This is a genomic window from Megasphaera geminata F0357 (assembly GCF_000239275.1).
GTDB lineage: Bacteria > Bacillota > Negativicutes > Veillonellales > Megasphaeraceae > Megasphaera > Megasphaera geminata.
The window spans coordinates 1-10,416 of the sequence record NZ_JH417613.1 but is presented as its reverse complement, the minus strand read 5'-3'; the positions used below and the strand labels follow the sequence as shown (position 1 = coordinate 10,416).

Annotated in this window: 13 protein-coding genes and 1 pseudogene; 13 read left to right on the top strand and 1 reads right to left on the bottom strand. The window is 51.3% G+C overall.

Features of this window, described 5'->3' with window-relative positions; all coding sequences use genetic code 11:
* The 4 genes from HMPREF0080_RS07895 to HMPREF0080_RS07885 all read left to right on the top strand — a co-directional run.
* On the top strand, positions 1–978 hold a 978-nt coding region (locus tag HMPREF0080_RS07895), incomplete at its 5' end, for an asparaginase (protein ID WP_006790913.1).
* 124 nt (positions 979–1,102) lie between these two features.
* Positions 1,103–1,849: an S-layer homology domain-containing protein gene (locus HMPREF0080_RS07890; RefSeq protein ID WP_006790912.1), complete on the top strand. Its 747-nt coding sequence runs from the start codon at positions 1,103–1,105 to the stop codon at positions 1,847–1,849.
* Positions 1,806–2,081, top strand: coding sequence for a hypothetical protein (locus tag HMPREF0080_RS11045; RefSeq protein ID WP_006790911.1), 276 nt, complete (start codon positions 1,806–1,808; stop codon positions 2,079–2,081). Before HMPREF0080_RS07890 ends, HMPREF0080_RS11045 begins: the two co-directional genes overlap by 44 nt.
* 25 nt (positions 2,082–2,106) lie before the next feature.
* Positions 2,107–3,207, top strand: a complete 1,101-nt coding sequence (locus HMPREF0080_RS07885) for an S-layer homology domain-containing protein (RefSeq protein WP_172633489.1) — start codon at positions 2,107–2,109, stop codon at positions 3,205–3,207.
* Between the two features lie 229 nt (positions 3,208–3,436).
* On the opposite strand, the gene HMPREF0080_RS07880 is transcribed toward HMPREF0080_RS07885, so the two are convergent.
* Positions 3,437–4,081, bottom strand: a complete 645-nt coding sequence (locus HMPREF0080_RS07880; RefSeq protein ID WP_006790908.1) for an HAD family hydrolase — start codon at positions 4,079–4,081, stop codon at positions 3,437–3,439.
* Between the two features lie 186 nt (positions 4,082–4,267).
* On the opposite strand from HMPREF0080_RS07880, the gene HMPREF0080_RS07875 reads away from it, so the two are divergent.
* From HMPREF0080_RS07875 to HMPREF0080_RS07850, 9 genes and pseudogenes are all read left to right on the top strand, one after another.
* On the top strand, positions 4,268–5,530 hold the full coding sequence (locus tag HMPREF0080_RS07875; protein WP_050808853.1) for a hypothetical protein: 1,263 nt from the start codon (positions 4,268–4,270) through the stop codon (positions 5,528–5,530).
* Between the two features lie 110 nt (positions 5,531–5,640).
* Entirely contained in the window at positions 5,641–5,985 is a 345-nt protein-coding gene (locus HMPREF0080_RS09780; RefSeq protein WP_006790906.1) for a hypothetical protein, read from the top strand.
* Between the two features lie 21 nt (positions 5,986–6,006).
* Positions 6,007–6,889, top strand: a pseudogene (gene galU, locus HMPREF0080_RS07870) (UTP--glucose-1-phosphate uridylyltransferase GalU).
* A 100-nt stretch (positions 6,890–6,989) separates the two neighbouring features.
* On the top strand, positions 6,990–7,205 hold the full coding sequence (locus HMPREF0080_RS07865) for a hypothetical protein (RefSeq protein WP_006790904.1): 216 nt from the start codon (positions 6,990–6,992) through the stop codon (positions 7,203–7,205).
* Between the two features lie 107 nt (positions 7,206–7,312).
* On the top strand, positions 7,313–7,597 hold the full coding sequence (locus HMPREF0080_RS07860) for an HMA2 domain-containing protein (protein WP_006790903.1): 285 nt from the start codon (positions 7,313–7,315) through the stop codon (positions 7,595–7,597).
* 2 nt (positions 7,598–7,599) lie between these two features.
* The gene (locus HMPREF0080_RS09275) at positions 7,600–8,136 is read left to right on the top strand and encodes an HMA2 domain-containing protein (protein WP_050808852.1); all 537 of its coding nucleotides are present in this window, start codon (positions 7,600–7,602) and stop codon (positions 8,134–8,136) included.
* A complete protein-coding gene (locus HMPREF0080_RS11765; protein ID WP_425358120.1) occupies positions 8,136–8,246 on the top strand; it encodes a hypothetical protein in 111 nt (36 codons plus the stop codon). The genes HMPREF0080_RS09275 and HMPREF0080_RS11765 overlap by 1 nt, the downstream gene beginning before the upstream one ends.
* 9 nt (positions 8,247–8,255) lie before the next feature.
* Positions 8,256–8,888 carry a hypothetical protein gene (locus HMPREF0080_RS11040; protein WP_245527265.1) on the top strand — a complete coding sequence of 211 codons (633 nt, stop codon included), beginning with the start codon at positions 8,256–8,258 and terminating at the stop codon, positions 8,886–8,888.
* Positions 8,878–10,341, top strand: coding sequence for a heavy metal translocating P-type ATPase (locus HMPREF0080_RS07850; protein ID WP_006790900.1), 1,464 nt, complete (start codon positions 8,878–8,880; stop codon positions 10,339–10,341). The genes HMPREF0080_RS11040 and HMPREF0080_RS07850 overlap by 11 nt, the downstream gene beginning before the upstream one ends.
* The last annotated feature ends 75 nt before the right edge of the window (positions 10,342–10,416 follow it).

Below are 10,416 nucleotides of genomic sequence, written 5' to 3'. Positions count from 1 at the left end.
TATGCGCGTAAGATTTATATGATTGCCTGCGGCGGGACCATAGCGGGTAAGGCCGGTTCCGCGTCGGATCTGACCGGCTACAGGGCGGGGGCGATGACTGTCGGCGAGCTCCTGGCGGCTTTGCCGGGATTGGCTGAGGAAGCGGCGGTTGAAGGGGAGCAATTTGCCAATATGGACAGTTCGGACATGACTGAAGGGATGTGGCTTGCCCTGGCCCGGCGCACGGAAGAAATCGCCGCCCGTGCCGATGTGGACGGAATCGTCGTTACGCACGGTACGGATACACTTGAAGAGACGGCCTATTTCTTGAATCTTACCGTCCATACGCACAAGCCTGTCATTATTACCGGAGCCATGCGTCCGGCTACGGCGGTCAGTGCCGACGGACCGCTTAACTTGTGTGAAGCCGTCAGGCTGGCAGCCTGTGCGGAAGCCGGAAAATATGGCGTTCTCATTGCTATGAACAGCACCGTCTGCAGTGCCCGTTTCGGCTATAAAACGGATACAACGCATGTACAGGCTTTTCACGGGCGCCAATTGGGCGTCGTCGGTTTCATGCAAAACGGGGATCCTTATTTTTATCAGGCTCCGTTGCGTCTTCATACATATGCATCAACACTCTCCGCTCACGTTGCCGCCCTGCCGCCGGTGTGGATCCTTTACGGCCATGTAGGAATGTCTCCGCGGCTTGTTGAAACGGCTGTTGCAAGCGGTGTAAAAGGGATTATTCTCGTAGGCCTGGGACACGGCAGGAATCCGGATTATATGGATGCCGTGCTGCGCGTCGCTGCTGACGAAGGGATATTCATTGTGCGCACGTCCCGTGTTTTAGGCGGTATCGTCACGGAAGGGGCTGACGGGGAGTACTGCCTTTGCGGTGATTCCCTCACGCCTCAGCAGGCCAAGATCCTCTTACAGCTTTCCCTGGCTAACGGCTGCGGCGCGGCGGAAATTGCGGCCAATTTCCGCCGTTACTGAGGCGTGTTGTCCTTCCGGGATGCCTATGCTAAAATAGAACTGGCCCTAAGGCGGGTGTTTTTCCGTATTTACGAACAGGAGCGATCAGGATGAAAAAATATCAGAAAATACTGGTGACTGCAGCATGCGCCGCCGTTTTGAGCGGTTCCGTATTGGCCGCGGAAATACGACGGCATTGAAGGATATTAACGGGTATTGGGGCAAAGAGGCTGTCCAATATTTTTATGATAATCATTATGTAAGCTATAGGCGGAGCATTAAGCCGAACGACGACATTACACGGGAAGGTGCCGCGTCCATTTTGAATAATCTTATCGGCGGGGACAGCACAGCAGTTGTCGACTTTAAGGATGTGACGGGCCGCTGGTCTGAAAAAGCGATTGCATCTGTGGTGGATAAACAGATTATGAAGGGATACGAAGACGGTTCCTTTAAACCGGAAAAGGCGATTACACGCCAGGAATTTGCCGTTATTGCCTATAATTATATGAATTATAAAGGAATCGGGGCAGAAGAATCGGCCGTAGACTATACAGATGAAAAAGACGTCGCGCCGTGGGCCAAAAAAGCGGTCGACACGCTTCATGCCACGGGGTATATGACAGGTGCGGACAACATGTTCCGGCCGATGAAGAATATAACGCGCGGTGAAGCCGTCAATGTTCTGTATCGTATCCTTACGGGCAACACAAAGACACAGACGGAAGAACGAACGGTAGAAACCCGTGTTTTCGCCGATATCACCAAGGTATACGGTTCCGTCAAGAAGTTTGCCGATGACGGGGCCATGTACTGGCAGGGGGGCAAATTGTATGTAGCCGTTAAGAATGCCGGCAATCCGGGCCAAGCTGGAAGATGCGTTCAGAAATGATGCCGGTATTGCGGCCGATACCGTTATTGTCCGCAAGGGCTCGTATTCATATAATGACTATAAGAAGATGCAGGCCGATGCCCTGGCTATTTATAAAGAAAAAGAAGAGGGCGAAGCAAGAGTCGAAGTCGATTACTTGAACGAGAAGGTTAACTTGTACGCCAATCCCGTATCGGCAAGTACGGCAAAAAAACTGAAAAAGGCGTTGGGTAATGCCCTCGTTATTAAATAAGGCGCTTTTTAAGGAGCTTGTTCTTATGAAATATAAACGGTTAGCGGGTCTTTGGTGTATTGCTCTCGTGAGCGGAACTTTTTGGTCTTCCGCCGCCGCACCGTATACGGATATGGCATCCGTGCCGGATAAGACTGCGGTGGATTACCTCTATGACACGCAGTGTCTTACTTTTGCGGAAGGGAATGAATTTAAGCCGGCAGACCCTGTCAGCCGCGGCGATTTTGCCCGCCTGCTCTACAATATTACGCCTTCTTTAGGGGCACACGATTCTGCAGTACGGAAAGATACCGCCGATGCGGCCCTACAGGCCGTGAGCGCGGCGCAGATTATGCAGGGCGACAGTAACGGTGATTACCGCTGGGCGGAGCCGCTTACTGTCGCCGAGGCTGTAACGGTATTGCAGCGCTATATACAGTACAATCGTACGGACGTGCCCTCCTATGTCAGTGAGTATATCGGGGCTAATGCCGGCGGCGCCGGTTATGTCAGCCGCGCGACGGCGGCGGATATAGCATTTCACACGGTTAAGCCTGACGGCAGGTATATTCCGCATGTCGCCGTGGAGCAGCAGGTTATGAAGATTCTCAATGATACATACGGCTCTATGCTGGATTTTTATGATGACGGCGTATTGTATTGGGATAACGATACACTTGTCGTCGGTATCCTGGGGGGGACGCTGCCTGAAGTCAACCGCCGTATTAAACGGGAAGTCACTTATAAAGATGCTGTAGTTATGAAACCCGTTATTATGAGTAAGACCGATTATGCGCTGCTCATGAAGAAAACAACGGACATAGTTATTGCCATGGCCGGTGAAAAGGAATTCGGCGGCGTTCTGCCCGATTACAGGGCGGAACAGATCGTACTGATGACAAGGCAGCCTCTTCCGGCGAATATCCGGACGGCTCTTGATAAGGAAATCGGCGCAGGTATCGTAAGGGCGGAAGATACCCTGTCCGTTGCCGCGCGAAAGAAGGCCGTAACTCCCGCAGTAACGACGGAACGCAAACCTGTAACGGCAAGAAACGGGCGCCGTCACCATCATGGTGAGTCCTATTCCTCCCTTTTTGACAGCCCGATGTCGGAAGCTATTACAAGATACCAGAACGAGTTGTACTAGTGACGGAAGAGGGTATAATAAAATGAAATTCCCGTTTTATTTTATGATTTTCAAGTAAAGAGCCGGGGGTTCTCCTGACATTTAACGCGCAGAGAATCCCCGGCTCTTTATGGTTGCGCCGCCCCGACGGCATTCACGGCTGTGCCGGTGCGGTGCGGTGCCTGCTGACGGATAATCCTTTTCCTCCCGACCGGTTCCGGGGCCGCTATATCCGCAGAGAGAAAAAACGCTACAAGATGCGGTTCAATTCATCTGCTGTATCAATCAGATACGCAGGATTGAGACGTTGTAAAAACGACTTATCCCGAAATCCCCAGGAAACGAGGATAACATCCATTCCCGCATTGTCCGCCGTTTTTTTATCTACTTCCGAGTCGCCGACGTAGATTGCCTCGTCCGGAGTGGAATTGAGTCGGTGCAAGGCCTCATAAAGCATGTCGGGGCACGGTTTTTTCGGTAAATCGGGCGTTTCGCCGAGCGAAAAGGAGACAAGGCCCGTGAAAAATTCATCGTGCAGGGCGGAAACGGCGGCTTGTCCCTTATTTGAAACGATAGCCGTCCGATATCCCTTTTCCCGTAACCGGCGTAAGGCGGCGGGGATATGTGTGTACGGAAATGTTGTGCCCCTGCAATGGGCGCCGTAATATTCTTTGAACTCGTTGACCAGGCGGGCCCGATCTTCTTTAGCGGTCTGCGGCGCCGAACGGGCAATAAGGCCGGCATAGCCGTAGCCCAACCGGGCCCGGACGGATTCTCTGTCGAGGACAGGCAGGTTATTCATTTTGAAAACGGCGGCCAAACTGTTTGTCAGCTCATCAAGCGTGTCCAATACGGTGCCGTCCATATCAAAAAGGACAGTTTTATATTTTTTCATGCAGCACTGCTCCGGATTGTAAAATATAAAAATAAAGCCATTATGATTTTTTATTATAGAGCGGGAGATTTTCTTTGTCTAACAATTTTCCGACAGGAGATACAGGAAAAAGATACAAACAGTAACGCCGGTGTGATACAATTATACAGAACGAGTTCATTTCAGCAGGTAGAGGAGTGTATTTACATGAGTCAGTATTTGCCGTATATATTGGTAATCGGTATGATTTTCGTGTTTTTTGCAGTTTGTTATCTCGTCTATTCCGGTGACGATTCCGAGCCGCATCATACAGGTGAACATAAGACGGTAAAAAATGCTGCTCACCGCACTAAAGTGGCGGAAAAATATGAAACCCCGCGGGCAAGCGCCGCCGCGCCGCAGCGGCCGGAGGAAACCGGACACAGGGAACCCGCAGCCGTGCAGGTGCATAAAAAAGGAACTGTCAAAGGCGCGACAGGCTACTTGACGAAGAACGGTGAAATTGTTAATGAAGGCGGCGAAATCCTTTATAAATCGGAACGGGAGAAACAGGTGGCCGACGATGCGGACAGCACCCGTGTGCTTCGTCGTGACGAAATGCAGGCGGCTATGAACAAAGCCCGAGCCGTTGCTGAAAATGCGCGCGGCAATTCTCCGGAGAAAGAGCCGTCCGATACGTCCCTGGCCGGGTTGGGCGCCGTCGTTGCGGCTGATCTGGCGGCTCGGGAAACGACTGTACCGACGGCAAAAGAGCTGACACTCGGCGCGACACAGCCTGTGCCGCTTGCCGCTGACATTTTGAAACATGAGCCTGCCGATAATCGGACAACGGACACGAAAGACGCCTCGCCGCCGCAAAAAGGCGGGAAAGAAGCCCGATCTGAGACGGCACGGCCGGCAGCGTCGACTGTAAATACGGCTGAGCACGGCTCCCCTGAGCCCTGGAATGATACGGATCTTATCGATTCGCCGCTGATCAGACGCTGTACGAAGCACTTCCTCGGGCAATATACGTTTACCGGTATACACCTCGAGCAACAGGTCAGATACATCACGGGCGCCGCTTTTACGGCCGCAGGAGCCGCTACGGATGAGGAACGGGAGCAGGTGCTCATGTCCTTTGAAGTACAGGATGCGTTACGGCAGGTGCAGAAAGCTTATACGGCGCATCCGGAGCCGTTCGTCGAGACCCTTGCTTTACGCGCGTTTAAGGATGTCGTTCATTGCTCCCGGACATCGACACGCCATCTGGTAGCAACCGACGCGTTGAAGGTAATGCCGGTCCTGACCCGTCCTCATTATCAGATTCTGGCATTGCTCCTGCTTTTTCTCTATTCACGTAATTCACATAACGTGGATAAAGAAACGTTTATTCAATATATTGATAAATATGTCTTGCCCATGTTGATCGTTTCCCGACGGAACGTCCGTATTATCAGCAGCTTGATTACCTTCACTGTACGGCCGTAGAAACGAAGGGCACTTCATTCGCGGCGCTTCTCGGCGAGTCCTACCCGCTCCTTTTCCGGTATCGCGGGTTTACGGAAGAAGAACTGCGCAAAGCATTAACGACCGAGTATATGCCGGCTGAATTTGTTGTGCAGTCGTTTAATTCGCCGCTCTATAAATTGGCTCTCATTGATGAATCGATGGCGCCGCGTTTCTTCCGTTTGGCGGGTATTGAAGATCGGCATACGCAAGAACGGCTCTTGCGGCTTGCCCGCAAGCGTCCTGCCGATTTCAGCGGTGAAGAAGCGCTTGATGTAATGGAAAGTATTTCTCCCATACTCGCCGATATGAGTGATATCTGGGACAGTACGATGCTTCGTGTTTCCACGTTGTCGCTTTTGGGCCTCTATCTGGGTCAAGGGTATATCTGCGAAGCCATCGGTGAAGAATTCGATTTGAGCCGCTGGTTCGAGTAAAGCGGTCAGGGAGGGGTGCTTGTGAAAAAAATACGAAAGGCCGTAATTCCGGCAGCCGGTTTCGGCACGCGGTTTTTACCGGCTACGAAGGCGACGCCGAAAGAAATGCTGCCCATTGTCGACAAACCGACTATTCAATATATAGTGGAAGAAGCTCTGACCAGCGGTATTGAAGAAATCCTTATCATCAGCGGCCATGCTAAACGGGCCATAGAGGACCACTTTGATACGACTCCGGGATTGGAACAGCATTTGGAACAGACCGGTAAAGGCGATCTGCTGAAGCTTGTGCGCGATATTTCCGACATCAATATCCATTATATTCGTCAAAAACATATGCGCGGCCTTGGTGACGCCATCTTATGTGCCAAATCTTTTATAGACAATGAGCCGTTTGCCGTTTTACTGGGCGACGATATTGTGTATAATAAAACCAGTCCGGCTTTGCAACAGATGATAGATGTATTCAATGATGTCGGGGCAACCGTCCTGGGGTGTCAGGAAGTGGCGCTTGAAAAAGTTTCTTCATACGGTATAGTCGCGGGTGAGCCCGTAGCGGGAACACCTGTTTTCCGTGTAACCGATATGATCGAAAAACCGTCACTTGAAGAAGCGCCGAGCCGTATTGCCGTACTGGGAAGGTACATCATCACGCCTGATATATTTGCGGTGCTGCAGCAGACGCGGCCCGGTAAGGGCGGGGAAATACAGTTGACCGACGCACTTAAAGAAATGGCTTACAGAGAACCCGTCTTATGCCTATTGTTTTGCTGGCAGGCACTATGATGTCGGCAGTAAGCTGGGATTTTTACAGGCGACTGTTGAATATGCACTGCGTAACCCCGAATTGGGAGAAGATTTCCATGCATATTTGGAACGCATAATTGCAGATAAAAAATTGTAAGAGTCTTCAAATAATCACTTGACGATTCTCAATACGAGTATTATAATTGAGAACAAGCAGGATATGTTGCTTAACGTCATTAGCAAAGGAGTTGTGTATTATGTTTCAAAACGGCGATTTTTGGATCGGTTTAGGTGTAGGCGTCATTGCCGGCGTTTTCGGTTATAAATTGATGGTTGAAAGAGAACAGCAGTTGCTCGCAATGCAGCAGCCTGCAGTGGGCAGCGTCGCGGCAAACGTTCCCTTGGCTGAATTACAGCGCCAGAAAGAAGAACTGGAAGACCTTATTGCGGCTCAGGAAGCTGAACAGGGTTAACGGCATATGCAGAAAACTGCCGCCATTCGTGGCGGCAGTTTTCTTTAAAAATGCCGATTTTTTTGAATAAGCGGAAAATGGTATAATAAAGGAGTTCGAAAGCAGTCATGATGATACCTGTATCAAAGTGGGATTTTATAATGAAGGCCGTATCGGTCCGATCCTATTTGCCCGGCCGCATTCGCTTGCAGAGTAACCGCCTTGTCAATAATAAGAGCTTGAGCGCTCAGGTTTATCAATATATTTCATCATATAAAGAAATAGATACGGTCGAAGTCAATACGGTGACAGGTTCCGTTTTACTTATGTATAAGCCGCAGATATTACGGTCCAATCGTGAACTGGCTGAAATTGAACACTATATAAGGACCCATGTGGAAAGGAGGCCGTAATCGTGTCCTATATATCAGGATTTATGTTAGGTGCGTCTATCGGGAAAGCGGTTCATAAGTATTTCAGCCTCGGCGCGGGTACAAAGCATGTTGTGCCTGCCCGTCCCGTGCGGACGGCGCCGTTCCGTCCTGCCCGCCGTACCGCCCGGCAGGTACCTTCGCTTGTCTGCGTATCTGCCGTGCCCGGCAGAAGACGGTACAGAGCTTTCGCTCTTATCGGTAATCCCGAAGCGGCTGATATTTTACAAAACGGCTTGCAACAGGTAAAAGGCGTGACGTCGGTCAGCGTCAATCCCGTCGTCGGCAGTATCCTTTTACGTGCTGAAAACGATGATATTTTCAGACGCGTCGAAGTGTTTTTAGAAAACCGTTTTTTCTTTTGTCCACGTACGGACGCGGCCGATATTTGTACGGCGGCCCCCTGCGATCCGGGCAGACAGCCTTCGTCGGAGTATAAACATACGCTGCAGGAAGTTATGTCGACGATGAGCGCTTATTATATGAACGGACCCATCATCTCTTTGATTTACGTTCGTTAGTGTCTTTTATTCTGATCGTTCGAGGTATCCGCCGTATGGTGACGCTGGGTGAAATGCCTTCCGGCCCGCAGATGCTCTGGTGGGCCGTGGCGATTTTGCGGGGAAGGTAGGTAAGCAGTATGGTCAGTTGCTACAGGGTGCAGCTTCGTTCCTTTTTGCCGATGCCGATGCGGCCGATTCTGGGTGCGCAGTTAAGGCGTATTCACAGTGTCGTGGCGGCGACGGTAACGGATAAGGAGGTTGTACTGTACTATAAAGGCATTTTGGATATGCGTGCCATTTCGCGGTTTATCCGTCAATTTGAAGACAAACGGGGCGTAAAAAAAGAGAACAGAGACGCTCTGGATGCATCCGTGTATCGTCGTGAAGCCATCCTTTCCGTAGGCGGCTTTATTTTAATGAACATTCTCCGCAAGACGAATCCCGGCTTTTATGATTCCGTCCTTCTGGCACGGCGCCTCTTTACCCTTTTCATTGCCCGCCGGTTTATTCGCAACGGCATTATGGGGCTTGTTGAAGACCGCCGGGCTAATGCCGATACATTGACGGCAACGGCCGTTATCGCATCCGTGCTTTCCGGCAAACCGGAATCAAGCCTGACTCTCCTCGCTCTTTCAAACGGTGCGGAAATGCTTACCGAATATGCGGCCGAGAAGGCGCGCAGCCAGATTTCCGGTCTTTTAAAGCTCGACCAGCGCGATGTATGGATTATCGAAAACGGCAAAGAACGCAAGGTTCCTGTTGAATTGTGAGAAACCGGGAGACTATATTGCCGTTCATCTGGGCGAAAAAATTTGTGTCGACGGTAAAGTGGTCAGCGGCAATGCCGCCGTTAACCAGGCATCCATTACGGGCGAATCGAACCCGGCTATTAAGCAGCAAGGTTCGGCTGTTTATGCCGGCAGCGTCATTGAAGTGGGCGACCTCGTCATCCTCGTTGAGAAAGTCGGTGACGACACGTCCCTGGCCCAGATTATCCACCTTGTCGAGGAAGCGCAGACCCGGCGCGCGCCTGTCCAGAATTTTGCCGATAAGATGGCCAATATGCTTGTCCCCGTATCCTTTATCGGCGCCGCTATAGTCTACGGCGCCACCAAAGACTGGCAGCGCGTTTTGAACCTGCTCTTTATTGATTTTTCATGCGGCCTCAAACTTTCGACGGCTACGGCTATTTCCGCGGCTATCGGTGTGGCTGCGAAGCAGGGGATTTTGATTAAGGGCGGCAACTATATTGAAAATCTTTCCTCTATCGATACGGTTGTCCTTGATAAGACGGGCACGATTACTATCGGCGTACCGCAGATTTCACATATCGAAACGGCAAAGGGGATTTCCGATAAGGAATTGATTCTCCTTGCCGCTTCGGCGGAAATGCACTCCGTCCATCCTTTAGCCGTGGCCATTCAGAAGTATGTCAGGGACAATAAATGGGAAACACCGCCTCACGAAACATCGTCCACTGTTGTTGCGCGCGGCATGAAGGCGACCGTGCCGCCGTTTGAAACATACAGCGGCGGCGATGTCCTCGTCGGCAGCAGGCGCTTTATGGAAGAAGAAGGTGTCGATGACGTTCCCGTTACCGTTCCCGCGACATGGGGCAAGAATATTCTTTTTGTAGCCAAAAACAGGGAATATATCGGGTTTCTCACAATTCAGGACCCCGTTCGCCCGGGGATGAAGAAGACCTTAAATCGCATGCGCCGTATCGGTGTGGACGAAGTTATCATGCTTACGGGGGATTCCAAGGAAGTAGCGGCCGATGTGGCGCACGCCATGGATATTGACGGCTACCATGCGGAAATCCTGCCGGAAGATAAGGCGAATTATGTCATGGAACTGCAGCAGCGCGGCAATGTCATGATGGTCGGAGACGGGATCAACGACGCACCGGCTCTCGCTTTTGCCGATATCGGCGTCAGTCTCGGCGGCCAGAAAACGGATATTGCGGCCGAATCGGCCGCAATTACCATCCGCTCGGAAGATCCGGATAAACTGTTCGATGCCTTACAAATCGGCAGGCAGACGATGCGGGTCATCAACCAGAATTTCACTGCTACGATCCTTGTCAACTCGACGGCAATGCTTCTCGGCGCCTTAGGCAGAATCAGTCCTCTTTGGGCCGCCGTTATTCATAATACGGCGACTTTGGCGGTCGTTTTGAACAGTGTGAGGATTTTAGGGCCGGGAATAAATATTTTCCGCTAAAACATGCAGGGCAGCCGACGGCGGGCGTTGCCTGTTTCGGTATAATAAAGAGTTCCCGTGAACGGGCCGGTCCGT

Excerpts from the sequence above, each read along its gene's own strand:
- HMPREF0080_RS07890 (WP_006790912.1), top strand. The coding sequence starts at position 1,103 with ATGCGCCGCCGTTTTGAGCGGTTCCGTATTGGCCGCGGAAATACGACG.
- HMPREF0080_RS11045 (WP_006790911.1), top strand. The coding sequence starts at position 1,806 with ATGCCGGCAATCCGGGCCAAGCTGGAAGATGCGTTCAGAAATGATGCC.
- HMPREF0080_RS07885 (WP_172633489.1), top strand. The coding sequence starts at position 2,107 with ATGAAATATAAACGGTTAGCGGGTCTTTGGTGTATTGCTCTCGTGAGC.
- HMPREF0080_RS07880 (WP_006790908.1), bottom strand. The coding sequence starts at position 4,081 with ATGAAAAAATATAAAACTGTCCTTTTTGATATGGACGGCACCGTATTG.
- HMPREF0080_RS07875 (WP_050808853.1), top strand. The coding sequence starts at position 4,268 with ATGAGTCAGTATTTGCCGTATATATTGGTAATCGGTATGATTTTCGTG.
- HMPREF0080_RS09780 (WP_006790906.1), top strand. The coding sequence starts at position 5,641 with ATGCCGGCTGAATTTGTTGTGCAGTCGTTTAATTCGCCGCTCTATAAA.
- HMPREF0080_RS07865 (WP_006790904.1), top strand. The coding sequence starts at position 6,990 with ATGTTTCAAAACGGCGATTTTTGGATCGGTTTAGGTGTAGGCGTCATT.
- HMPREF0080_RS07860 (WP_006790903.1), top strand. The coding sequence starts at position 7,313 with ATGATGATACCTGTATCAAAGTGGGATTTTATAATGAAGGCCGTATCG.
- HMPREF0080_RS11040 (WP_245527265.1), top strand. The coding sequence starts at position 8,256 with ATGGTCAGTTGCTACAGGGTGCAGCTTCGTTCCTTTTTGCCGATGCCG.